This window comes from Pedobacter insulae, assembly GCF_900113525.1.
Taxonomy (GTDB): domain Bacteria; phylum Bacteroidota; class Bacteroidia; order Sphingobacteriales; family Sphingobacteriaceae; genus Pedobacter; species Pedobacter insulae.
Map to the genome: position 1 here is coordinate 42,054 of NZ_FOPP01000009.1, position 25,522 is coordinate 67,575.

The window sequence follows — 25,522 nt, forward strand, 5'->3', positions numbered from 1 at the left end:
GGTTTTTTTATGACTTATACATTTAGTCAAATTGGCTCAAAGCCTTCTGCTCTATTTGGCTTCAAATATTTATTTTTGATAAAAAACTCACCTTACTATTTTGAACATGGATGAATTTGATGATTATGACGAGTCTGACCACCAGCAGGAAATAAGAGATTTTATTCTCAAATACAACAAATCTAGTCTGCTTAAATCGGTAGCCGCGTTACAGCTTTCTCCAATGAACCAAGGAAAAGATCTGAGAATGGAAACGCTTGTGAATGAAATTCTGTTTTTTGGAAAAACAGGTCTTGAAGACGTTCAACATGGAGCACTTGCGGATTTTTTCGCTCATAATCTTACAACGGATTACATGGAAGATCCGATTTCTTCACATTTTGCTGAGAACGTAGTTTATTTTAATGGCAATTATACCGTTTTGCCGGGTATAAATGCTGACATTTCAGATAAGTTGAAGGCTTTGTTAAGTTCAATATTTATGACCGAAAATGAACTTAGCATCGAGTTTAAAGCCAAAACTGATCATTTTGCATCACTCTTGCTTACCTGTAGTGGTTTGATAACTAGTACTGCCGGAATAAAGCCCTATACTCTTGCTGAGAATGAGGACGACAGTATATTTGTTCCCGAAGCGTCAGTCCTGGCACATTTTGCTGCTGCAGTGACGATTCAAAAGGTGGTATTGGAAAATATATGTCAGTCCTATGGTATACCGGTTGAAACTATCAATGATTTCCTGATACGCAGTACCGATATTACTGAAGAATATAACCCTTACGAGTCAATATATACGTCAAGGCCATTCTTTGAATTAGAGAATGAATTTATCTGTCTAACACCGGCTAACATCGGGTTTACATTATATAATAAGATCAGACACCTTGCAACGGAAATGAAGGAAGAAAGTGTTTTGCGAAGAACCTACCATCAATGGCAGAGCGACAAGATTGTCTCGTATGCAAAACAGGCAGGCTGGCAAATGGTAGGGATCAAGCTGCCAGAAAGCCAATTGAGCGATAGATTGATTGAACAGGTCTACCAGATTGATAGCAATAAGTTAGCTTATGTTTGTCTGGTAATGGGGTTTTCTTCCGAGATAAATCCGGACGATGACGCCCAGACTATCTATGACCGAATGGATATCGTGATTGACCATCTTAATTTGGCAAACAGTGGAAATACTAGAGTACTTTCGATAATGATTGGCGGTTCTTTTGATGATCAAATGATGCTGATGTGGAAAAAGCCGAAGAATGGAAACCACACGCTGGTCTTTAGTTTTAGTGATTTTGATATTGTTGCTCAGTCTGAGGAGCCTGAGCCGTTGATGTTTTGGAAGTTTGCTAAAGCACACAACCTTGCAGCCAGCCGTGCCGATATTGGTTTTGGATCAGATACAATTGATATGTTTGCCTTTTATAAAAATAATCATGGTTCACTTCTCCCTTCGGACGATGCGCCCGGATATATCGTTTATATGGGCGCCGGAACCAATTTCGTTAGGGAATTGGTGAGCTACAGGAATGAACATGCGGCAAAACGTAGTATAGATGACCGGCCAGTAGATGTCGTAGTGAGAAGGGCAAGGGCTTTTGCGCCATTATATAAACTAGAATATGAATCCCAGCATAATGCGATGCTGGTTGAGGTTTTCCGATTCCCCTTATGGGTAACCAATTATCAAGCAAAAAGCAGGTCTGATTATTCCAGAATCTCTGTTTATATCGAAGCTGTATCATTTTGGATGTTCAGGCTTTCAACGAAAATAGCAGAGTATCTAAACCCACTTCGGAGTATGCCAATTGAGTTTCGATTGTATTTAGACCCGAACCTACTTAGGAAATCAGATGTGAGCGATTATTTCAATCTTAAAGATTTTGAAGAAGAACTCGATTTCACAGTTGAGCAGCGGACTGTTGAACTGACGGTTCCTTTTGGTCTTTCTTCTCTTTTGTCCTCAGATGATAATTCGGGCGAAAGACTATTGATGAAGACGATACTTATGGGATTCAATGTTATCCTGAAAAAATCATCTTGCGATCAGATGCCAGAAGAATTTATCCGGGAAGTGATCATAGATGTGATGAGCCCTCCCCATGCGAAGATGATATTGTTTTCAGACAGTTCCAAAAATCCCTTGCTCGATAATAGGAACCTTCCCCCGCCAAGATATCTTATGGACACCGAACAGGAACTTATTCTGGATCATCTCGTTGAAATGCTCAATCCGAGTAGTCCTATACCTGAAAACATTGTTAATCCTAAGGACAAACATAAGCTTTGCATGGATCTGGTAGGTATGTTACTGACCAGGGTGGAAACAAAGTTAGCACAATTTAATACTCCAGATCTTTTGTCCTATCTGGTAGCATTGAACGAAAGGCTCATTTTTCAATCGGAATATAATTCGCTTTTGCTTCCTTCAAAAATTGCCTGTTACAGCAATTTTAAAGCAGAAGTCACTGATCTTAAAAAGAAGGATAAAAAACTTGTTCCGGCTTCGCTGGCAGTTCGCAGTGTCATTGAATTTATCGTAGCCAGCCCAAACTTTGAGGGACAACCGGTTAATCTTGATGACATCGATGAAGTCATTGCTCTGATGGACGAAGCAATAATGTGGGCTAATGTTGCAGATTCGATTACCTTGTTGGGAAACGATCCTGAAATAGGATTATTACCTTCTGGGCGAATTGGAATATGGGACAATTTCTATAAAGAGGTTATTGCTCCCTTTAATAATTCCAGAGCTGAAACCGAAGTTTTTTATTCGATCAATCCGGATCAAGGGATGGGTGAATTTGATGAAGGAGAGATATTTGTCAATAATGAGCAGACAGATGCAGCTTTCTTAGAGGAATGGGGTGCTTCATTTACTACGATTACAGCATTATATGGTAGTTTGCAGATGTTGGGTCTAGAACGTGGTGAATCGTTCATGAGCATGAAGCAAGATGAGTTTTTGGCAGAAATCCCTAAGCAGTTCCGAAAGAAAGTTAGTGAAGAAGAGCTTAAGTCAGCCATAAATTTATTAGTGTTAAGTCAGAGGAAATCAGTTAAAAAGGCTCCTGAGGGGTTTATTGCAAAAGACATATTACCCTGGAGATACAATAGAGCACTTAGCTTCGTAAGAAGACCACTTATCCGAATAATCTATCCTGGTGATGAGCAACCTACTTACCACTGGGGTTTCCGGCATGTGATGAGGTCATACATGAGCCTTACCTCATTAATATCTTCGAATAAACTCAGGGTTTTGGAACATGGGCCGATAGCTAGCAAAGTGATGAGCATATTTGTCAAACGGAATGGCCTTAAATATAGAAATGAAGTTTTCAATTGGTTGAGGAAATCAACAAAGCTCAGGCTTATTGAATATGAGGTTACGATTTGTGAAGATGGACATTTGATTGCGGATAAAAATTATGGCGATGTTGATGTTATGGCAATTGATGATCAACAGAAGGTGATCTATTCCATTGAATGCAAAAACACGGCATCGGCGAGAGTGATACATGAGATAAAAACTGAACTAGATAGCTATATAGGTCAGGATGGTAAAGGAGGACATATTCTAAAACACTTGAATAGGCATGACTGGTTAAATCAGAACAAACAGCAATTGATAAAATTTGTAGATCATCCGCAGGACTACAGAGTGGTGTCGTTTGTATTGAGTTCGAATGTGGTTCCTGTGGTTTATCTTGCAAGGAACAAGGCGGCACTGCCAATAGCCTCTTTCAGAGATATGGTCAGAAATGGGTTTCATGAGATTGTACCCGAATTTTAGAAGTAACAATGATTAACATTATTTTTTGCTAATGAGATCTACAAAAATTGATATTAAAGATGTTTGTACCATAGAGGACCTGTCTACGATCCTGGAAAAAAAGGCACTTTTGATGACACGCAATTGGGATATTACCGATGTGTTAGTAGCATACCGCAACCAGGCCATAACTGATGAGGAAAAGCAGTGGGCACAATGGGAACTGGAGTGCTTCCTTTTCACTATCCGTGGAAATTCTGTTTTCTCTTATTCGTATTCCACAGGGCAAAATGTTGGTGAGGTTAGGCAGTTTCCAGAGTTGGATACTTACCAACAGGATGCTTTTGCTTATTTAAAAAAGAGGGCTGCTGAAGCAAAAAATCCGCTTTTGGCTGCCCGTTATAATCATTTGCTTTGGAAAGCACCTAAAGGCGTTAAAAGCAAGACCCATGCTGAGGCCGCGGTTAAAGCTTATCTGGTGCTTATACAAGAATTTATTGATCTTTTTGACCAGGATTCTGATGGCGAAAATTATGCTCAGGTTTCTCAAAAGTTCGAAAATCTAATCGAGCTAGTCGCCGAGGTCAAGATTCATATACAAGAGTTGAAAGACTTGATTAATCGGGTGCTATATAATATTCAAAGTGTTCCTTTTTATGTCAAGCACTCCCTTCTGAAACATATGCTGGAAAGCAGCACTATATTTAAGCCAGTTGATTTTGAAAATGCACTGTCTGTATTTGAACTAGCATTAAGTGAAGAGAATGGTAAGTCGGATAGTTTTTTGTGGATACACAATTATTTTGATACCGCCATTGCGATTGCCAGAAAAACAGGCAGCGATATTAAAATATGGTTTAACCTTTTAGGTGATATGCATGCAAGTATAGCCAAGGCGGAAGTGAAACCTGATCGCATGTGGCTTAAGCTGAAAAGTTTTGCTTCTGCGGTAGAGGCTTATCAGAACGCTGGCAACAACTTCCGAAAGAAAGAAATAGAACAACTTATTTTTGAACTGAAGCCGCAAGTCCAACTTCCAACAGTTCGATTAAAGAAAAGTGAGCAGGAAATAGAGGCCTTCAATATTGTCAGCAGATACATCAAGAATGAATGTGAACAGCTATTGCAAGAACCTCCGGAAGTAATTTATGCCCATTTAATTAGTGGATGGTTTTTCCCATCAAAAGAAACAATTGCAAAGCAGACGGCAAAGGTGAAGTCAAGCCTTGACTTCTTTACTGTCATTCAGTTCGACAGGAACAAAAATATCCGTAACCAAAAGAACGATGTCAGTAAAAACAAGCAATTTTATGAGGGGTACCAAAGTTATCTGAGCCACATCACCTTACAATATCTTCACATGACTTTTATTCCAGGAATAAAGTCGGGGCGACTTACGTTTAAAAACTTCATTGCTTTTCTAGCTGAAAACACCTGGTTGGGAAAGCCATATCTTAAAACTGATCTGGGAGGTGATCAGTTGGAAATTAACTGGCTTACCTTAATCAGCCCGGCCATTTGTGATTATTTTATGCAGGTTCAAAGCTGGGCATTGAGCCAGGATTCTTCCTACACGCCTAACTTTATACTGTGTATTGACAGCTTGACTTTAAAGATGGAAGGTCTGTTCCGTAATTTTGCAGAACGGTTGAATGTTTCGACAACTATTGGTGGTAAAAAAGGAACTCAGGAAGCCTATGTCAATCATGTTTTGGATCACGAGATTATTCAGCAATATTTTGATGCTGACGATATTCAGTTCTTTAAGTATCTGTTTGCTAATGAAGGAGGAATGAATCTAAGGAATAATGTGGCGCATTGCTTTTATAATTTTTTAGACTATAATCTAGATAAAATGCACCTTTTGCTTGCAGCTTTGATAAGACTAGCAAAGTACGATGTGACTGAAGATATAGGTGGTTGCTCTAGCCCAAATTAACACTAATCATTTTATTATTAACACTGTCGGATGAAAAACACCACAAAATCAACTAGCGATCCTAGTAAAGGATCAGAAAATGAATTAACAAAAAAAGCATGGTTTTGGATTGCGGTTATTACGCTTCTTATTTTGGCATTCTCGCCCGCGCTGGTTTACATGAGCAAATTTAAGTCTGGTGGCCTTTCTAGCAAAAATATCGACTGGTCACAATTTGGCATCTATTTAAGTGGGACATTAAGTCCGGTAATTGCATTGACTGGTGCGATCCTTACCTTTACACTTGGATTTGTTTCTAATCGTCACAACCAGACTCTGCTAAAAAAGCAAGAGCGGGAGAAGAGACCGCTGATAAACGTAAGCTTTATGGATAAAGATACTTCGATCACCATCGCGCTCCATAACAAGGGACTAGGCCCGATGATAATTACCAAGTACCTTATTGAAAATGAAAAGACCAATCAGGAAAAATCTGGTGTTTTCGATTGGATCGAATCACTACCTTGCCAGTATGGAAATTATACTGGTAACCAAGATAATCTTGTTCTGAGGGAGGGAGAAAAACGCAATCTGCTGAGGCTGGAAGGTGAGCTTTCAGACGTTTCTTTTATAAATCACAGAGATAGGCTACGCAATCTATTGGGCGACCTCAGAATTAAGATCGCTTATAATGATATTTATGATACCGCTATGCCCGTTTACACCAAAAGTTTTTCCTGGTTTAAAAGGCATATTAATAATCCCCAAGCTCCGAAAAAGAATTAGTTCTCTACCTGTTTAGTGGCTCGGAAAACGCCTGAAAAATTGTTACGAATATTAATCAGAAGTTCATTACCTTCATCCAAACTTACAAAAATGCTGCGCAAATCTCAAATGTCCATTCTATCAAATACTTATAGTCTATGAACAGGTCTGTTTATTACAACTATGTGGATGAAAGATTGAATCTTTTGGCTTTGCGTATTATTGGCAGAGGTAAATTGAACATTCTTGACTTTCATCTGCATTCGGAAAATTTCTATCTGCATTTTTTCAATAAGCTGTATGGTTGGGAATTAGAGAACATGAATGCTATTCAACAGAATGTGGAAGCCATCGACCTTATTGATCATGCCAATAAGATTATTTTTCAGGTTTCGGCGACCTGTACCAAAGCGAAGGTTGAATCTTCATTATCAAAGGATATCCTTAGCAAGTACCGCGGATATAGCTTTAAATTTATTTCTATAGCAAAAGATGGTGCCGACTTAAGAAAGCAGGTTTTCAAAAATCCGCATAGTTTAGTGTTTAATCCCGCTCAGGATATTTATGACGTGAACTCCGTTTTAAATTTTGTTGTCGGTCTTGATATCGTTAGTCAGAAGGATATATATAGTTTCATAAAAGCAGAGTTAGGTACTGAGGTTGATATTAAGAAACTAGACTCTAACTTAGCGGCGATCATAAATATTCTTTCAAAGGAAGATTGGAATGACCTCAGTCAGCTTACCCAGATCAACAGTTTTGAAATAGAGAGAAAAATAACATTCAATAAACTGGCTCGTGCGAAACTGATTATCGACGATTATAAGATTCATTATGGACGGGTGGACAGCAAGTATGCTGAGTTTGATGCTTTCGGTAAGAACAAGAGTAATGCTGTTTTAAGTTCTATTCGGAAAGAATATATTCAGCAAAAAGGAGTTATTAATGATGATGATTTGTTTTTTGCAGTTATTGATAAAGTGGTCGCAAAGATCCAAGATAGTGCGAATTATGAGGAAATCCCAATAGACGAGTTAGAATTGAGTGTAAATATATTGGTAGTGGATACTTTCATCCGTTGCAAGATTTTTGAAAACCCTGAGAATTATAATTATGCTACTGCCTGATAACATACATCCCGAAAATACCGTATACTTCAATGGTGCGTATGTGTTGCAGGTGCTACAACAGAAGCCTCTACAGACCTATATAGAACTTTACCAAAACGTAAAATTGATTAAGAACATGGCCTATTCTATGTTTATACTATGTCTTGACTGGTTGTTTTTAATTAGCGCTGCACAGATCAATACGCAGGGAGAGGTGGAGCTATGTTCTTAAAGGAGCTCACTATAACCAGCGAACATAAGGTTCTCAGGGAATTGTATTTTCATAAGGGAATCAACCTGATTGTGGATGAAACCAATGAAGGTATCACTGGAAATAGCGTTGGTAAAACAACAGTTTTGAAGTTGATCGATTTTTGCCTGGGCGGTAACCCAAAACATATTTATCAGGATGGGGAGAATAAAAAGCAGGATTATAAACTGGTAAAGGATTTTTTGATTGATAATAAGGTTTTGGTGACCCTAGTGCTAACGACTGATCTTGATGACGAAAATGCAGAACAGATCGTGATACAGCGGAATTTTCTTGCAAGAAAGGAGATCATTCGGCGGATTAACAATGAAGACTATACCGAGACTGAGTTTGAATTAAAGCTGTTGGCTTTGCTTTTTCCCAACCAGACAATGGCTAAGCCGACCTTTCGGCAGGTTATCTCACACAATATCAGGTGGAGAGACGAGAGTATCAATAATACCCTTAAAACGCTGGACGGGTATACAACAGACGCCGAATATGAAACGCTTTACCTGTATCTGCTTGGTTGCGAATTTTCCCGTGGAAATACAAAACAGGAGATTCTTGCGAAGTTAAAACAGGAAGAAACCTATAAATCAAGACTTGAAAAAAATCAGACACGCACGGCATATGAAGCTACGCTCGGCCTGATCAATAATGACATTGAGGCGCTAAATATTAAGAAGTCCAATCTTAACATTAATGAAGACTTTGAATCAGACCTTCAAAACCTTAACCAGTTAAAGTATCAGATCAATAAGGCCAGCCAGGAAATAAGTAGGTTAAACATTAGAAGGGAACTTATTGAGGAAACTGAGGCGGAATTGAAAACAACAGCTTCAAGCATCGATCTTCAACAGCTCCGCTTGATTTATCAGCAGGCAAGTAACCAGATTGACAATTTACAAAAAACCTTTGAAGATTTGGTTGAGTACCATAACCAGATGATCAGTCAGAAAATTGATTTCATTTCCAAGGAACTTCCCGTAATCCAACAAGACATACAGCACAAGGAGGCAATGTTAAAGCGTTTGCTCGCGGATGAAAAGAAACTGGCGATTATTATTGCCAAAAGCGATTCGTTTGAAGAGTTAGAGGCGGTGATTATCCAGTTGAACGAGAAATTCCAAAAGAAGGGTGAATATGAGAACATCATCCAACTTCTAACAGAAGTCGAAAGTAATATCAAGGAGTATGACGGACAGCTTAAGGAGATTGATGATGAACTTTTTTCCGATTCCTTTGAGCAAACGGTTAAGGATCAGTTGCGAAAGTTCAATAAGTACTTTGCTGCGATTTCTAATGAACTATATGGAGAGCAATATGCTCTTAAATATGATATTGTCACCAATAAAAAAGGTCAGCGGTTATATAAGTTTAATGCCTTTAATACGAACCTGAGCTCGGGCAAAAAGCAAGGAGAAATTTCCTGCTTCGACATTGCTTATATTATGTTTGCGGATGCCGAAGGGTTGCCAACCTTGCATTTTCTTTTAAACGACAAAAAGGAACTTATGCATGATAACCAGTTGGTTAAAATTGCAGACTTCGTAAACCGTAATAATATTCAGTTTGTTGCTTCAATTTTGAAGGATAAGCTGCCGGACGAATTGAATAACGAAGATTATTTTGTGGTGAAACTTTCAGATTCAGACAAGCTGTTTAGGATCGAAAATTTTTAATAAAGCTTCAGATCGGTGTAAGTGTGCTGTTTAAATATATGCTTTTTCAGGAAAGTCTTTCATTTGGTATTCACCACCAACTAATTGCCAGCCTCTGTCAAAACACACATACCATATTTGTGAATCAATACGCCGGATGCCAGTGAAAAATTCTGGTCTAAAATCTCTTGGCATCCAGATCTTACTGGTGCGCTCATACCGATTCGGGTGTATAGGTTTGGGGTAAAGTTTCATTAGAATTTCATAGTTCCGCTGAATGATCTTAAAGATGGCCTTTTGGTTGGGATGTGGCTCGACCCTTTCGCGTATTGCCTTTTGCTTGTTAAAGGTGTTCCGGCAATAGTCATTACAATAAACCTGGTCTAGCCTACCATAAAGTTGTTTCTCACATTGCCTGCAATAGCGGATTTCTGTTGCTTCACTCATTGATTTTGGTTTTAAGTTTGGTTAGGTTAACAACGGATTTATCGCGTGAAAAGTTTTAGGATCGGGTAATTTTTTTTTAGGATCGCTTAGTCAAAAATTAAGATCAGGTAAGTGAAGATAATACCGGATAATCATCTGCTAGTGCTTCAACTTTGGGTTGTACTTAATCTTAAGCCCTATGAAAAATAATAACATTTTAGCTTCAGAAAACTTCTCTTGTGGTAACAAGCACTACTTTTTAGATTTCAGGATTGCAAAGAACAATAGCAATTATATCTGCATTACCCGTAGTGATTCGCAGCCTGACGGTACCTATACCAAACAGTGTGTGCGGGTTTTTGAAGAGGATTTTCACATACTTATCGGTTGCATGTCTTCGCTTTTCAGGAGTGCGGCATACCACGGTGAACAGGATGTTCGGGTTAAGGATTTGTACCGAACAAACAAGGATAGGCGTACTACTGGCATCAAAAGTTGGGAGCCTGAATTGCGCCCTCGTGAAAAAATGTTGGTGCATGGCAGGGAAGAGATGAGCAATGCGGAACTTTTAGCGATGTTGATCGGTTCGGGTACGCCCAATGAAACGGCAGTTGATCTAGCGGGGCGTATTTTGGATAGTGTTGGAGGTGATTTATTGAAGCTGTCAGATATGTCTCTGGATGACTTTTGTGGTTTTGCGGGGATGGGTGTTGCCAAGTCGAGTTCCATTCTGGCAGCGATGGAGCTTGCGAAACGTATGTACCCGATGTTGAATGTTTCTCCAGTTCGCAAAATGCGTGTTAGTGGCGGTGCTGTAATACGTCCGGCTTTAGGCTAGTTTTCTTTTTCGGAAAGGTGCTGCTGTGGTTCTTCTGTCGCGGTAGCCCCGTTTTTCAACCGGGTTTATTTTACTTCTGTTGTGTGTTTTGGGCGCTGTAGCTGCCCAGGCTGGAAATACCGGATCATCCATTTTGTGCGCTTCGCTCCACTTCATTTCTTCTCCCGCTTTTCCAGCCGCTCCCGCAAATGCATAAAATATGCACTTGCGGCTTCCCTTTGACCCTTTTAGAGACAAGTTTTAATGACGGAGAAAGAGGATGAGCTTTTTAAGAAAAAGGGCAAAAAAGGAAAGCGAAGGTTGATGGCGGCAGAAGGGGCGGCTCTTAATGGTTCTGCGAACCACCCTTCGGGACTTATTCCGCCCCATTTTCTGCCTAGCCATCCCTTCTGTTGCTTTCTTTTTTGTCCTTTTTTCTTTGGAAAAAAGCGCTGTTAGGACAGGGACAAGGAAGAAGAGTTAACAGATTTTTTAACCTTTTATTTTTCTTCATTATGAGCGTGCAAACCCAAAACCCTTTTTTTTCCATTTCAGAGATCAAAGTGAGCTATCAGCCTAAATTTAAAGCATCTGAGCGGCCACAGGTCACTACATCACAACACGCATATGACATCTTTTATGAGAACTGGAATCACGACATTATCGAGATGACCGAGCAGTGCTATATGCTTTTGCTGAACCGTTCCAATAGAGTAATTGGAATTAAAGAGGTGTCAAGCGGGGGAATGACTGGGACTGTAATTGATCCGAAACTGGTTTTTTCAGTGGCTTTAAAGAGCTTATGTACTGGGATTATCTTATGTCATAACCACCCCAGTGGAGGCCTGAAACCAAGTGAAGCCGATTTAATGCTAACCAGAAGATTGGTAGAGGTGGGTAAATTACTGGACTTGCAGTTGCTTGACCACATCATCCTGACCAAGCACTGCGGCTTCTATTCTTTTGCCGATGAAGGCATCATTTAAAATTCAAATCCTATTCACTTAATCTATCCTAATATGTGTTGTACAGAAAAAACCGAGGAAAAAGCTCTGTTTGAGCTAGCTAAAGCCCTGAAGCATTTTTATAATCTTGAAGATATGCAGATGAACCCAGGTGATTTGCACACGGCTAATGTAGCGGAGAAACTAGTAAGAAGCATCATTGAAGATAACGGCTATACGGCCAGTTACCTGAAAAAGCGGGGAACAAGGTTGTTTAAATTCCGCAGATAATTAATTGATTTTTTTACGGGGAGAAATCCCCTTTTTACATAAACCTATGTTTTCAAATTTAGATACAAATGGACTGATACTGATTTCAATTGGTCTGCTTATGCGTTACCTTATCGGAAGGCGAAAGTTTAACCGTAGGAATGTTGCTGGTATAGAAGTATTCTCCAGCTATTTAACAGCTGTAACTATCCGGTTATTTGAGCGGCTTTTTAATCTTTTTGGATTGTTGCTGATAGTTTTTGGAGCGATTACTGTGCTTATGAGATTATAACAATAGCTATTTTTAAACTTTCAAAGCCAGCAGATTTTTACCTGCTGGCTTTTCATTTTTAGATGTTGTCGGATAATTTTTCAAATTGATATTGAGCAAGTTAAAAACGGATTTCCTGAAATTGCAAAAGCACTTTAGGAAATCCTATTCTAATTCCTATATTTGCATTACGGTTCAAGCTAATGGATCATCTCCAATAGCAGCCAAAAGCATTAAATCGTCCTTGAAAGAGTTCAACATTTGTAACTCTTGGGCTACAAATCCCGCTTTACGATAAGTAGAGCGGGATTTTTGTTTTCAGAACAAGGTAAGCTGTTCTTTTTCTTCCTGACCCGTAAGTTCGAAATGCTTTACTACTTTGTAATTCCCTTGTGGCTGAAAGTCGATTTCATTAACGGATCTTTTAAGCAGCAGAATATTGGATGTGTTAAAGCTCGAACTGAATTTTCTTTTTTCCCATTCTGTCCAGGCCTGATTAAATTGTGCTTCAGTCATGCGTCTTGCAATGGTCAAATGTGGATCTGACAGATAGGTTGTTTTGAATATTTCGAATCCTTTTAGTACTGGTTTGAGTTTCAATCTCATGACCTTTACCATTTTGCTGAGCTTTTTATCATCTTCCATTTTAACATAGATGGTGTGAAAGGGATATTGTCCAAAACCATCGAGCATGATCTTTACTGGTGAAAAGGATCTGGCGAGTGAATCAAACCTCTTGATGAGGTAGTTCTCCATGTTCTGGTATTGTGCAAAATTCAGCAGGGTGCAATGTGGCTTTAATTGGGCTGTGTGAGTACAGCCATAGTTATCCCGGAATTCACACTTGATCTCAATCAGTTCTTTATTAATATTTTCATCCGGTGAAATGATGAGCAGATATTCATTGAGTTGGATTTTAGAATTTTATCTATGCGTGCCCTAGTCATTTTTTCTATAACTGTTCTGATCAACGGTTTCGCCTATCTTGTATAGGTTTTGGCTGACGATAAGCTTTTATTGCCAACGAACTGGAAAAAAGTCGAAGAGGCACACACAATCCTGCCGTTGATGAACAGTGGCAGTCGTCATTTTGCCCGCCTTCACTTATATAATTTTTTGCTGTAGTAAACTTTATTTTATATTTTAGGAGTATAAATAGAGCAATTTGAGGTTATTCAATTCTATATTATACTTTGGCATAGCGATTATTTTCATTCTAAAATCTTCATCTTCCTCTGCACAAGCTACCGTTAACATTGCTCAAACTATCGAGTTTAATATTAAAAAAGCCGACTCCCTCTTCAACGCGGAAGATTTTGTGCAAATGCGTTATTATGATTCGCTTTCCCTTAGTATGGCGCAAAAGGTAAACCAACCCGAATACTTAGGTAAAGTTTATTTTTTGCATGCAAAATATTTATCGGCTGTTCAAAAATTTACTGATGCCAACTTGTTTTATCAAAAAGCATTACAGACATATTACAAAAAGCAAAACAATGAAACTACTGCACTCATCTATAATGACTGGGGGTTTGCCTGCGGAGAAACAGGTGCCTTGGATGAGCAGGTTGAATATTATTTGCTGGCAATGAAGATTTATGAACAACGCAATCATTCTGTTGGTCTGGCGCAAACTATGAGTAATCTGTCAACCGCCTACTTTCAATTGGAACAAGATAAAAAAGCGTTTATCTATGCGTTTAAAGCTTTGCAAATAAGAGAGAAGTTAGGCGTACAAAGGGATTTGGCCATTTCTTACACCAATCTGGCCAACATGTATGCACAAAAAGACTCCATGACCCTGGCAAAGAAATATATAGATCTGGGCCTGGCGGCTGCCGAAAAAAGTGGCGATAAGCAAAGACTGGCACAGACATACATCACCAAATCCTTGTTGCTAAACAGGGAAAAAAAAATTCCTGAAGCTTTGGCTTTAGAGCGAAAGGCCATTTCGATTTACGAGGAAATGAAAAATTACGGTATAGCCGCTAACCGCTATATTGCTGCAGCTTTTTATAGTAATATGTTGGGCGACTCTGCCCATGCGCTTCAATATTTTAATAAATCTATTGCACTGGCATCGTCGCTCCAAAACAAAGTGGTGATGCGAAACGGGTACAATTATCTGTCCAATTTTTACTTAGAACATCAAAATTTCCAAGAAGCTTTCAAGCAGTATAAAAAATATATTTCGCTGAGGGATAGTATAACCAACAGTGAAACCAGCACTAAAATTGCAATGTTACAGGCCGGGTTTGATTTGGAGAAAAGAGATTTTGAAATAAACCGGTTACAGACACAGGAAAGAATAAGACAATTGGAAATTGAAAAGCAGAAAGCCATCATCAAAGGAAATAAGGCAGAGGCTGAGCGAAATCAGGATGAAATCAATTTACTCTTAAAAACAAAGGAATTGCAGGAGAAAAACCTGCTTAGGCAACAGGACGAACTGGAAAAACAAAAACTGCTGACCACCAATAACCAGCAAAAATTGCTGATTGCAGAAAAAGAAAAAATTATTCAGCAAAAGCAAATTAAAAGCCAAAGCCTCATACGAAATTTACTGCTGGGACTTACCGCATTGGCTGTACTATTAACAATTTTTGGGTTTAACCACTATAAGTTAAAAAAGAAAATAGAACAACAGGCTTCCATTATTGCTATGCGTAACAATATAAGTGAAAATCTGCATGACGATATCGGATCCTCCCTAAGCAATATCAGCCTGCTAAACCAACTGGCTCAAAACAATGCCGCCAATACAGCAAAGCTAGATGACTATCTGGTAAAAGCCGGAGAAGAAATACAGCACGTAAGCGAAAGCATCAACGATATAGTATGGAACATTAATCCCCGGTACGACAATATTGAAAATCTTTTAGTCCGTATGAGAAGATATGCCGCAGATATGATGGATGCTAAGAATATTGATTACCAAATCAACTTTTCAGAAGAGGTAAACCGGATTTCTCTGAATATGGATAGACGGCGACATTTTTACCTTTTCTATAAAGAAGCCATCAACAATCTGGTAAAACATGCAGGGGCACATAAAGTGCTTGTACAATTAGTGGTAAACAATAATAATGTAAAATTTGAAATCCAGGATGATGGCATTGGCTTTGATACTAAAAATCCTAACAACGGAAATGGTATGGCTACACTGCATAACAGGGCGGCAGCCTTAAATGGAGAAATGGAAATACTAAGTCAGCCAGGCAAAGGAACCCGTATAGATTTATTGTTTCCTGTTACCTGAAAAGGTAAGTTTATATTTCGTTAAGGTGTATTATCTTTATAGAATGGCTTATAACCTTTTCATATACGACGACAACGACCGGCTTCGACACACTTTAGAAGCACTGCTAACAGAGGCTTCTGGATTTGTAGTAAAGACTTCTTTCGGTAATTGCGATCATGCTATTGAACAGATCAGGGAAAACTACCCGGATTTAATCATTATGGATATTAATATGCCGGGCATGGGCGGCATTAACGGGGTAACCCTCATAAAGGAATTGTTCCCCGAAATCAAAATTGTGATGCACACTGTTTTTGAAGACGATGAAAAAATTTTCAATAGCCTTTGTGCCGGTGCCGATGGGTATTTGCTGAAAAGCACAAACCCCCTGAAGTTTGTGCAATCCCTTCATGAGTTAATGGAAGGCGGGGCCTCTATGAGCCCTTTTATAGCACAGAGGGTATTACACTTTTTCCGGGAAAGCAAAAAAGTAAACCATCAGTTCAGTCTTACTAAAAGAGAGCTGGAAGTGCTTACCTGGTTAGTAAAAGGACACTCTTACAAAATGATAGCAGGCGAGTGTAGTGTAACTATTGACACAGTAAAAAAACATCTCCAGAATATTTACCACAAGCTACATGTAAGCTGTGCCACCGAAGCTGTTGCCAAAGCCATAATGCACAAAATTATTCTCCTGGATTAAAAATAGCGGTATTACCCAAATGTGTAATTGCCTGGAAACAAAATAACTAGGAACTTTAGGTTCTAAACCTATTCTCCATGAAAGTACATACCGCATTTCCAGTTTTTATCGCTCTGCTTTTTGTTTTAACCCCAGGTTGTAAAAAAGGTAATAATCCTCAACCGAAAACAACTTTGCTTGCTAAAAGCATCACAAGTTCTCAAACTACCACTTATCAATATGATGCTAATAACAGAGCAATAAGGGCTGACGTTGTGTTCACAAACCCCGTAAATAACTATTCCGGCATTTACACTTATAACAATTCAGGGCAGGTAATGGAAGTGCTTTATGATGCAGCAGGAGATGATATTAAGAATGTATATTCCTATAACGGTAACGGGCAGATTTCTAAGATAGAAACCTATACCGTTTCGGCAGGATTGGCTACATTTAATAGCAAATCAGAGGGGGTTTATACCACTCCGGGTAAAATAAGCGTTTATGAGACACCATACGGCGGGACACCTTATTTGTATGTTGAATATTTCTTAGACGCCAAAGGAAATATTGCAAAACAGCAATCTTACGACCAGACAGGGGCAGTGATCGTTACCACAGAAAATTCGGATTTTGATAATAAACCTGCACCTTCACTTTCGATTCCGAAAACAGGATTTGCCCGAAATGTAAATAACTATGGAACGGTAACGGTAACACCTCCAGCCGGAAACCCAAGTACCAGCACCTATACTTACGAATATAACAACGATGGTTATCCTGTCAAACGAACAACCAATACAGGATCCATTATCACCTATGAATACATAAAAAAATAAAATCCAACATGAAAAAGTTATTTTCCATTACGATCATTCTGACGTTTTGCCAAATTATGGCAGCCGCGCAAACAATTGATCCCAAAAAAAAGGCCAAACAGGCGGCGGAGAACCGCGCAAACACCAAGGTTGAGAAAGGAATTGAGAAAGGATTGGACAAAGTAGAGGAAGGTATTGGCAAACTGTTTAAAAAGAAAGGAAAAAAGAATGGTGTGGAAGGAGATCAACGCACTGAAGAGGAAAATAACGGTAATGCTCGAAACACGCAATCTTCTCATATAAATAAAAAGGCATCAGACTTTGTAGCGGGAACTAACATATTGTTTCAGGATGATTTTTTGTTGGACCCTGAGGGCGACTTTCCTGCAAAATGGAATACCAACGGAAGTGGGGAAGTGGTAAAGATAAACGGGATAAATGGGAAGTGGCTTGAGGTGAAACATAGCAGTATCATAACCCCGGAAATAAAAGGAACACTCCCAAAAAATTATACCATAGAATTTGATTTGTTTTTGCAGCAACGCGGTTCACTGTCCATCCCAAGGATCGATTTTGGATTAACACCTGTTAAAGATATTCTTCGGGAAGATTTATACTACCGCGAAAAATTTTTTGTAACGATTGCAAGATACAACGAGGCTGATGCAAAAACAGTAGAATACGGCCTGAAAGATGTCATTGGTAATAAAAATGATTTCCCTTTAACTAGGTATGTGAACAAGGTATTACATATAAGCATGGCTGTTAATGATACCCGTATCAGAATTTATTTAGATGGCAATAAACTGATAGATCTGCCACGGGCTTTAACACCTGCCATACGATCTCATTTTTTCGTAAATAATGTTTATACCGTACCTGCTTCAGAGGTTGGGCTGCTCATCAGTAATGTGCAGATTGCAGCAGCAGAAACCGATAAGCGCAGTGCATTGGTAACACAGCTCATGGAAACAGGAAGTGCTACTACCAATGCCATTTTATTTGATGTAAATAAAGACATCATAAAACCTGCATCCTATGAAGTCATAGGAGAAATAGGAGAGGCTATGCAGCAAAATGCCCAATTGAAAATCCTCATCGTAGGGCATACCGACAGCGATGGAGATGCAGGAGCTAATAAAATGTTATCACAAAAAAGGGCCATGGCGGTAAAAAATCATATGATCAATAAATACAATATAGCTGCTTCCAGAATTCAGACAGAAGGAAAAGGAGAATCGCTGGCCGTAGCCTCTAATACTACTCCCGAAGGGAAAGCCAAAAACAGGAGGGTGGAATTTATAAAACTTTGACGCCATGAAAATCCAATTTCTCCTCATAGCTATTTTATTGATACTGGCGCCTGCTGTAAGATTACTAACGAAAGACGAACAATTTTTCAATCAGGTGCTTTCCTAATCCGAACGGCAAGAGCGGTTTGAAGGCGGTAAAGAAAGGTGACATTCTAAAATTATCAACAATAAAACCATCATCAACATACAGCTTACAAGTCGCAATGAATATGCTTATGATGGCTTCATGATCTTTAAAAATCAATTATATGCGAATAAAAAACGGTATCATTCTTTTCGGACTATTGATTTCATTTATGCCACTGAAGGCCCAGGTAGTTATAGCGCCGAACCCCTCTTATACCAACCCCGCACACCGGCCTTTTTTTGACGTACTGTTAGATACGAATGAGTTTCTCGATGAGCCTTCGCCCGAACCACCCTCGGTAAATGAAATTTGTTTTGATAAGAGAATAAAAATAAAGGTAACGTCCAACAAAGGGCCTGTAGAAACGTGTATGTTTATAAATACGAAAATAGGGTTGGTGGGTTATTCCGAATTAAAATTAAATAATGCTGGAATTTGCGATATACTAACCGGACTACCTGATTTCAAGTTCAATATTCTTGGTCTGAAAGGCGATTTGTTTAACTATTCGAACCGTATGCAAAAGGGCAGATTGGTACACACTAAACTTCGGTATAAAAATGCAAGACGCGTGGATGAGCACAGCGCTGCCGAAAATGGTATTTTATATAAAAAAGACGACAGCCGGGAGTTTTTGGGAGGCAAAATAAAAGCCTGGTTGTACCAATATGAAAACGGGCAAACACAATATTACGTGTTTGGAAAAACCCTGCCCAATAAACTGGTCATGCAGCCCTTAAAATATTTGGGTTTATTTGGAGTTGGTTACCAATATGCAGAAGAAGGCTTGTTTATTATTATGGCCATAGAAAAAGATGGTTATGAATCTTCTATTATGGAAATGGAAAATGTTCCCACTTGTTTTAACCATACCATATTCAAATTTATGGAAGAGCAATCGTATACAATTCAAAATGAAAAAATAGAAAGACAGCAAACCGCATTGGATGAACTAAAAACCCGTTCACAAAGTCCCTGCCTGGGACTTAAACAACAAAAAATTGATTTTAAAAAACAAGCGTTGCAAAAAAACAAAGCAAAATATGACCAGGTAAAACAAAACCCGAGAGCCACTCAATACCAGCGAGACCAGGCTGAAGGAAATCTGCAAGTAAACTTTGAAGATGCCATTGATGAAGAAATGCTGAAAACAAAAATTAAAATATGCGATTTAGAAACCAGGATCGCTAATCAAAACCGGGCACAAGGTGATGGATCGTTGGAAAGCCTTCTGCAATGTCAAAGAGATTTTCTGAGAAAGCAACAAAATCTGAAAGAAAGAATAAAAGGCATAGATAACCAATATCCTAACCAATACCACAAGCAACGAAATGAAAAAATGAAGTTATTTATAAGGGAATCGTCAATACAACGGCCATGCAAGTGATCTTATCGCTATTCATCCGTATCAATAGCATATTGGTCTTTCCGGGTTCGGGGAACATGGCGACCGTGTAGATGTCTTGCAGACTTTTAAAATACTTGTGCATTTTATTTGCGGCTATCGAAAATATGGTTCTGGAACTACTCCTGCAATTGTTATCTCTCCCTTTAAAACCGGTTGCAGACCTCATTCTTCACTTATCAACTAAACGACGATGATAGTTGATTTGTCCTAAGTGATAGGCTAAATGCATGGCCAAATGGTGTTTCTCCCGGATAGGTTCCCATTAGCTGTTCTTCGGAGATTTGATCAAAGGTTTGGCCTATCATAACGATCGTATTCTCTAGCTGCGCTACCAGTTCCTTTCGTGGAACGTTCTTTAAAGCGAATTCTGCTTGGCGATTTCTCAGGTAGAACTTTAAGTCCGCAACGTTGTTATTATATAAGTAAAAGAGGTTAAGGAATCGACTCAGGACGAGGATACGAACCGTGAAGAAAATCAGCGTATCAATGAGGAAGGTAATGAATTATTGCAGCGAAACTGTAATTGTATATCATAGTTTAATAATAGCGACGGGATTAAAAAAAGCGAGGGAATATTTTCAAAATCACCCGGAAGCAAAGAAACGCGTGAAGGCAAAAAAGAGTTAAAAAAAGCCCCAATAGATTACTAATCTTTTGGGGCTAATATTGAATTGTTACTTCATAATTTCGGCAAGTTTATCGTTTAAACTTTCACCGCGTAAATTGTTAGCAATGATTTTACCATCCGGTCCCACTAAAATGCTCGCCGGAACTGCTCTTACACCATAAAGCCGACCTACCTCGTTGTTCCACCCCTTTAAGTCGGATACGTGAAGCCAATTCAGTCCATCTTGTTTAATAGCCTGTAGCCAAAGTGCTTTTTCGTTGTCTAATGATACCGATAAAATTTCAAAACCTTTACTTTTATACGTTTCATACTGTTTCACCAAGTTTGGGTTTTCAGCACGACAAGGTCCACACCAGCTTGCCCAAAACTCAACGAGTACGGTTTTCCCTTTTAAATCTCCCAGGGAGATTGGTTTTCCATTTACGTCATTTTGGGTAAACACTGGAGCCATGGCTCCGACCTTAGTAATATTTACCGAATTTATCCTTTGCTCAATTTCTTTGCCGATATCATTCGCTTTTAATGAGGGGTTAAGGGCATCAAAAATAGGCTTAATTTCTGCTACGTTTACTTTTGAGCCGGCGCCTTCAGAAAGTGCCACAACAGCAAAGTAGGAGTTTGGAAAATCCTTGGCAAACTTGATCATCTTCGCATTCCGATCCGCAATCTTTTTCAGGTAACGGGCGTTCACGTCGGCTACAATAAGCGAATCCTTTTTTTCGTCTTCCGATAGGCTATTAAACTCCTCATTTACTGCCTTGGTCAAATCCATTATTGTGCCCCCTATGAGGTTGTTGTAAGCAATATATTCGTCATTGATTTTCGACCCTGTAATGGTGGCATTAATCAAGGAGTCTTTAGCGTTGAGCACCATCTTATCGGCCGAGAAATAAAGATATATGACATCTTTCTCTACATAAATGGAATAACCTTTGCCTTTTCCACTTCGGCCAATAGCCATTCTGGCATAAGAAATTCCCGACATATCTCCGGAGAATTTAAAGTTGCCATTTACAATGGCTACAGAGTCCTGATGGCTTTCACCCGCATTTGTATATTCCAAATAAGCCATGGCTGGGGCGTTAAGCGTCCCAACTTTGCCTGTAATACTAAAGGTATTGTTTTTGCCCTGTGCAAATGCCATGATTGGCATTGCCAGGACGATCCAAATTAATGTTCTTTTCATGTGTGTTTTATGATTTTTTAATTATTTAACCACTTGGTCAATTACTTCTCCTTGAATGCCCGTAACGCTTTGAAGGATATTTCCATCTTTACCCACGCTTACATCTAAAGTTAACAAAGCACCGTCGTAGCCTGCGGTAAGCCGTGTGCCATCGTTGCTCAGCTTAAGCATGGTTACCTTTTTGCCATTATAAGTTGCGGTCAAGGCAACTAGGTCCTCATTCACAGGATTGTACCTGTAAATTTTATCGTTCGAAGTAAAGTAGAAAACGTTTACCACAGATTTCTGCCATTTTGTGTCGGCATTCACCAATGTACTGCCTTTGAAAACGCGTTTATAGATAGGGCTAATGGTTCTTGTCTGGTAATTGTCTAACGCCATTCGGAAGCTTAATTCTTGAATAGTGCCACTGCCTTCTTTAAAAAATGCATAGTTTGTACCTGATGCAGGTTTCATATAAAGGATGGTTGACGAGCCAACATTTTTTGGATCAAATGAATTCGTTTGCACAATTGAGTTATCAACAGCATAGTCGCTGCCCCTAAATTCTCCTTGAGATTCGAAAGAGACAAACGCCTTGTGTTTGTCGTCAAAACCAAAGTAATAGGATGAATAATTACCTTGGTTGTCGCTCCCAATAATCATCGAATAATGGGGTGTCAAAGTATAATCGCCGTCCGAATAGTTAGAAAACTTCCCGTAATCGGGCGCAAATGGTGCGGTCGACAAAACACCACGATAAAGTTTGCCATTAATCGTGCCATGGGCAACAATCCCCTGGTCTTGAATACCTTCAATACGTCCGACTTGAATAGTTTGCGGGGGGGTAAAAAACTGACTGGTAAACAGCCTGCGATGCAGTAGGGTAGCTCCGTCTAAAATTGGACTTTCTTTCGCAGGGTCGTTACACAACACCCAAATTTCTTCTCTGTTGTTGGGTTGGTAGGGAAGTGGTTTTGCATAATATAGCTGAACGGGATTATTGGGCAAAATTTGTCCATTTAAGCCGTTATAAATATCGGAAATTACCGACCGGTCGGGTCTGATGAACGATAGTTTAGTCACACCTTTATCTACACTTAATACTATGGTACCCTGGGTAAACTGAGTAGTTCCTGCAATTTTAAACGGAATGGTATACCTTAACCCATTTCGCTTGTCGGTAACTTGGAGTTTAACACCTCTGTTTCCTGTACCCAAATTATACAGCATTTTTAACGGGTAACCCGTATAGGTAACGCTACGTAGTTCTTCTTGTATATCGATAATCCATTCAAAAGAAAGATCTTTAACTGGATCAGCATCTGGAAAACTAATTTTAGGCTGAATGATTAACGAATCGCCTACTATTGCATTAATGGTCGTGTCCTTTAAAAGCCCAATTATTGGCTCAGAAGGAGGATGATAATCGTAGTTGCCAAGATCTTTTTTACAAGCAGCAAAAAGTAGGATGGCAACAGCTATTAATAAAAAATTTTTCATGTTCTAATTTTTTCTATTCAATTACATTTTGATTTGATTTCCATTTTCATCAAGGAAAACATATTCGTTAGCTGCAGGGAAATATTTGATATGAAACTTTTTGGTCGGCGCATTGGTATTGTAAAAATCATAGTCGCCACTTCCATCGGTTCTCAACTTTACTTCGTAACCGCTATCTGCGTGTTGGGCCACCCACGTTAAAGGATAGGTTACAAAAACACGAAGGTTTTCGATATAATAAAGTGTTCTGGGAATTTCCATGAATGCGTCTGGTTTAGACATATCTGCCAATGCTACCGGACCGTTTACAATCAGAAATAGCTGATGCTTTGTACGACTATAGTTTCTCAATTGCCCCCAATACATCCACCAAGAAGGCTGTTCTAATCTGTTCGAAAAGATAATTGATTTTGTTCTTTTAGCTTCGGGTAAGTTGCTGTTAAAATCTTCCCCTCCATCAACTTTCACAGCCAAATTCACCGATTTTTCAACCAATGCTGGGTCTGTGTTTTTAAGGATAATCGGAACACGTACGGTGCCCGAATCTTTTGGCATTACGTAATATTCTTTTAAAGGCTCAAAATGAACGCCACTAATAGCGGTGCTTGTTTTTGAAACTACAGACATAGCGAATTTACGGTCACGGTTTTCTCTTGTCCCCGATATTTTTACATTTATCCAAACGGTGTCTTTCTCAATATTTGGTTTTGTAGAAAAAGAATAGGTAAGGGTATCTGAGTTAGGGTAGTCAAGGTAAATGTTGTCCTCGGCATTGTAAGTGAACTCGGTCTCTTTCTTGCAACTAAAGCAAATAACCGCTGCAAGGAATAATAGTATGATATGTTTTTTCATCCTTTTATCGTTTTATAATGGATCATCGGTTAATTAGTTCTATAAGCAAGTTCATCATCCGGAATTGGAGATACAAAAATGGCATCTGTGCCAGGTATAATCTGCGTTGGAGAAACCCTGATAGCATGATGCAAGCGTTTCAGCATAAAAAAGTACTGACTTTCTCCGTAAAACTCCTTGCGTGCATCCGCTATTAAATAGTTTATTAAAGTTGCTTTATCGGTTGCTACCACATTTGTGGGTATCCCCCTTTTTTGCCTGAAAGTATTAAAGTATGCTACAGCTGCTGTCGGGTTTGTATCGTAACTGGCTTCGGCAGCGATATAGTACATTTCACCTAGCTTAATGGCAGGAGCCACTAAAGGATGAAGGTTGATAATAGGTGTAGGATTGCTTCGGTATTTTTGAAGAAATGAGCGCTCAGCACCACCTGTGGTTAAGGTTCCTTTTACAAACCATTGTGAAAAACGCCAGTCGTACGCCCCTGCACCATTCTTTTCGAAAATATCATTCACTTTGTCGCTGGTAGCTACCAAAGTTGGATTCGAATTTGTGAAAAGACTAGTCAGGCGTTTGTCTTGTGTTGGGATACTCCACGAAGAAATAATCTCCGGATAAAAGATGCGGTCTTTTTTCGTCAGGTCTGTCGCAACGAAATCAGCTTCTTTTGTCCACGGAAACTTAGCCGAATTAATAACCTCCAATGCATTGGCTAAGCTATTTGGCATATCGTTTTTATACAGATAAATACGAGCCAGTTCGGCACAGGTTGAATAGTAATTCATGTGCGTGCGTCTATTTTGCATAAAGAGCTCTTTATTGTCCAACTCTGTTGTGCCAATCGCTGTAGGATAACCTACTACATAGCTGTTGTCGAGGATGGGATCACTTTCTTTCAAGAGCGCTTTTGCTTCTGTTAAATCAGCGATGGCTTTATCCAGCACCTCGGTAACCGTACTAAATGGTGTACTGGTAATTTTTACTTCCGTTACGTAAGGAATAGCTTTTGCCGTTGGGTTGCTTTTGTAAGATGGTGCGTAAATTCGCAACATATCAAAATGCAAATAGGCACGTAAGGCTAAAGTTTCGCCTTTAATCAGTTCATAATTAGCTGCTGTAAATATAGCTCGCTTTGCATCAATAGCAGCCAAGATATAGTTGCAGTTTACGATGGCTTGATATGCCGTTGTCCATACCCTGTCGTTTCTGAAGATATAATTAGGGTCTTTGTAGTTAAAACTTGCAATTTTTTGATAAGAGATGTCTGTAAAGTCAAAGTTTTGAGACCTGACTTCTAAATCGCCGAATGTTAGGTGTTCGCCGTATAGATAGCCTGAAGCACACAGCGTATAAACGCCGTTTAGGGCTTCTTTAAAACCGTCTTCGGTACTAAATAGGACATTCTTATCAATTTGCGATTCTGGTTGCACATCCAGAAATTTCTTGCAGGATGTGGTGCCTATCACTGCCAAAATAATTAGATAATATATTTTTTTCATCCGTATAAATTTGTTTTCAATGGTGATGAAGCTATCATGATTTATTCATTCCACTGTGTGATTTTGAAAAAGCATGATGGTTT

Annotated in this window: 22 protein-coding genes; 15 read left to right on the forward strand and 7 right to left on the reverse strand. The window is 39.1% G+C overall.

The features are described 5' to 3' along the window. The first annotated feature begins 106 nt into the window (after nucleotides 1-106). The 6 genes from BM207_RS14640 to BM207_RS14665 all read left to right on the forward strand — a co-directional run bounded on the left by BM207_RS14640 (nucleotide 107) and on the right by BM207_RS14665 (nucleotide 9,496). On the forward strand, nucleotides 107-3,790 hold the full coding sequence (locus tag BM207_RS14640) for a hypothetical protein (RefSeq protein ID WP_090995855.1): 3,684 nt from the start codon (nucleotides 107-109) through the stop codon (nucleotides 3,788-3,790). A gap of 31 nt (nucleotides 3,791-3,821) precedes the next feature. Continuing rightward, nucleotides 3,822-5,708 (forward strand): DUF4209 domain-containing protein, encoded by a 1,887-nt coding sequence (locus BM207_RS14645; protein ID WP_090995858.1) that lies wholly within the window; start codon nucleotides 3,822-3,824, stop codon nucleotides 5,706-5,708. Nucleotides 5,709-5,738: 30 nt separating this feature from the next. Further along, complete coding sequence (locus BM207_RS14650; protein WP_090995861.1) at nucleotides 5,739-6,473, forward strand: hypothetical protein; 735 nt, start codon at nucleotides 5,739-5,741, stop codon at nucleotides 6,471-6,473. Nucleotides 6,474-6,610: 137 nt separating this feature from the next. After that, entirely contained in the window at nucleotides 6,611-7,579 is a 969-nt protein-coding gene (locus BM207_RS14655; RefSeq protein WP_090995864.1) for an ABC-three component system protein, read from the forward strand. Continuing rightward, nucleotides 7,566-7,793: an ABC-three component system middle component 6 gene (locus tag BM207_RS14660; RefSeq protein ID WP_090995867.1), complete on the forward strand. Its 228-nt coding sequence runs from the start codon at nucleotides 7,566-7,568 to the stop codon at nucleotides 7,791-7,793. Before BM207_RS14655 ends, BM207_RS14660 begins: the two co-directional genes overlap by 14 nt. A gap of 41 nt (nucleotides 7,794-7,834) precedes the next feature. Then, complete coding sequence (locus BM207_RS14665) at nucleotides 7,835-9,496, forward strand: DUF2326 domain-containing protein (RefSeq protein ID WP_218155060.1); 1,662 nt, start codon at nucleotides 7,835-7,837, stop codon at nucleotides 9,494-9,496. Nucleotides 9,497-9,526: 30 nt separating this feature from the next. On the opposite strand, the gene BM207_RS14670 is transcribed toward BM207_RS14665, so the two are convergent. After that, complete coding sequence (locus tag BM207_RS14670; RefSeq protein ID WP_090995873.1) at nucleotides 9,527-9,922, reverse strand: hypothetical protein; 396 nt, start codon at nucleotides 9,920-9,922, stop codon at nucleotides 9,527-9,529. Nucleotides 9,923-10,100: 178 nt separating this feature from the next. Here BM207_RS14670 and BM207_RS14675 point away from each other — a divergent pair, with 178 nt between their 5' ends. After that, nucleotides 10,101-10,739: a UPF0758 domain-containing protein gene (locus BM207_RS14675; protein WP_090995876.1), complete on the forward strand. Its 639-nt coding sequence runs from the start codon at nucleotides 10,101-10,103 to the stop codon at nucleotides 10,737-10,739. Here the strand turns inward: BM207_RS14675 and BM207_RS14680 are convergent. After that, nucleotides 10,731-10,976, reverse strand: a complete 246-nt coding sequence (locus tag BM207_RS14680) for a hypothetical protein (protein WP_090995878.1) — start codon at nucleotides 10,974-10,976, stop codon at nucleotides 10,731-10,733. The genes BM207_RS14675 and BM207_RS14680 overlap by 9 nt on opposite strands. A 257-nt stretch (nucleotides 10,977-11,233) precedes the next feature. Here BM207_RS14680 and BM207_RS14685 point away from each other — a divergent pair, with 257 nt between their 5' ends. Genes BM207_RS14685 through BM207_RS14695 form a run of 3 tightly spaced genes read left to right on the forward strand, consistent with a single transcriptional unit; the run spans nucleotide 11,234 to nucleotide 12,224 of the window. After that, a complete protein-coding gene (locus BM207_RS14685) occupies nucleotides 11,234-11,704 on the forward strand; it encodes a JAB domain-containing protein (protein ID WP_245768126.1) in 471 nt (156 codons plus the stop codon). Between the two features lie 33 nt (nucleotides 11,705-11,737). Continuing rightward, nucleotides 11,738-11,953, forward strand: coding sequence for a hypothetical protein (locus BM207_RS14690; RefSeq protein WP_090995883.1), 216 nt, complete (start codon nucleotides 11,738-11,740; stop codon nucleotides 11,951-11,953). 46 nt (nucleotides 11,954-11,999) lie between these two features. Then, nucleotides 12,000-12,224, forward strand: coding sequence for a hypothetical protein (locus tag BM207_RS14695; RefSeq protein ID WP_090995885.1), 225 nt, complete (start codon nucleotides 12,000-12,002; stop codon nucleotides 12,222-12,224). A gap of 297 nt (nucleotides 12,225-12,521) precedes the next feature. Here the strand turns inward: BM207_RS14695 and BM207_RS14700 are convergent, their stop codons facing one another. Next, a complete protein-coding gene (locus BM207_RS14700) occupies nucleotides 12,522-13,118 on the reverse strand; it encodes a 2'-5' RNA ligase family protein (protein ID WP_090995888.1) in 597 nt (198 codons plus the stop codon). A 250-nt stretch (nucleotides 13,119-13,368) separates the two neighbouring features. Between BM207_RS14700 and BM207_RS14705 the strand changes: the two genes are divergently transcribed. The 5 genes from BM207_RS14705 (at nucleotide 13,369) to BM207_RS14725 (ending at nucleotide 19,771) form a co-directional block, all read left to right on the forward strand. Continuing rightward, nucleotides 13,369-15,462: an ATP-binding protein gene (locus BM207_RS14705; RefSeq protein WP_090995891.1), complete on the forward strand. Its 2,094-nt coding sequence runs from the start codon at nucleotides 13,369-13,371 to the stop codon at nucleotides 15,460-15,462. Between the two features lie 43 nt (nucleotides 15,463-15,505). Further along, nucleotides 15,506-16,147: a response regulator gene (locus tag BM207_RS14710; RefSeq protein ID WP_090995894.1), complete on the forward strand. Its 642-nt coding sequence runs from the start codon at nucleotides 15,506-15,508 to the stop codon at nucleotides 16,145-16,147. Nucleotides 16,148-16,224: 77 nt separating this feature from the next. After that, nucleotides 16,225-16,965 (forward strand): hypothetical protein, encoded by a 741-nt coding sequence (locus BM207_RS14715; RefSeq protein WP_090995897.1) that lies wholly within the window; start codon nucleotides 16,225-16,227, stop codon nucleotides 16,963-16,965. 8 nt (nucleotides 16,966-16,973) lie between these two features. Then, nucleotides 16,974-18,257 (forward strand): OmpA family protein, encoded by a 1,284-nt coding sequence (locus tag BM207_RS14720; RefSeq protein ID WP_090995900.1) that lies wholly within the window; start codon nucleotides 16,974-16,976, stop codon nucleotides 18,255-18,257. 248 nt (nucleotides 18,258-18,505) lie between these two features. Next, complete coding sequence (locus BM207_RS14725) at nucleotides 18,506-19,771, forward strand: hypothetical protein (RefSeq protein ID WP_090995904.1); 1,266 nt, start codon at nucleotides 18,506-18,508, stop codon at nucleotides 19,769-19,771. 695 nt (nucleotides 19,772-20,466) lie between these two features. On the opposite strand, the gene BM207_RS14730 is transcribed toward BM207_RS14725, so the two are convergent. The 4 genes from BM207_RS14730 to BM207_RS14745 are packed head-to-tail and all read right to left on the reverse strand — an operon-like array spanning nucleotide 20,467 to nucleotide 25,439. Next, nucleotides 20,467-21,606, reverse strand: coding sequence for a TlpA disulfide reductase family protein (locus BM207_RS14730; protein WP_090995908.1), 1,140 nt, complete (start codon nucleotides 21,604-21,606; stop codon nucleotides 20,467-20,469). 21 nt (nucleotides 21,607-21,627) lie between these two features. Next, on the reverse strand, nucleotides 21,628-23,088 hold the full coding sequence (locus BM207_RS14735; RefSeq protein WP_090995910.1) for a PKD-like family lipoprotein: 1,461 nt from the start codon (nucleotides 23,086-23,088) through the stop codon (nucleotides 21,628-21,630). Between the two features lie 21 nt (nucleotides 23,089-23,109). Next, complete coding sequence (locus BM207_RS14740; RefSeq protein WP_090995913.1) at nucleotides 23,110-23,940, reverse strand: DUF4843 domain-containing protein; 831 nt, start codon at nucleotides 23,938-23,940, stop codon at nucleotides 23,110-23,112. A gap of 29 nt (nucleotides 23,941-23,969) precedes the next feature. Continuing rightward, a complete protein-coding gene (locus tag BM207_RS14745; RefSeq protein WP_090995916.1) occupies nucleotides 23,970-25,439 on the reverse strand; it encodes a RagB/SusD family nutrient uptake outer membrane protein in 1,470 nt (489 codons plus the stop codon). Between the last annotated feature and the right edge of the window lie 83 nt (nucleotides 25,440-25,522).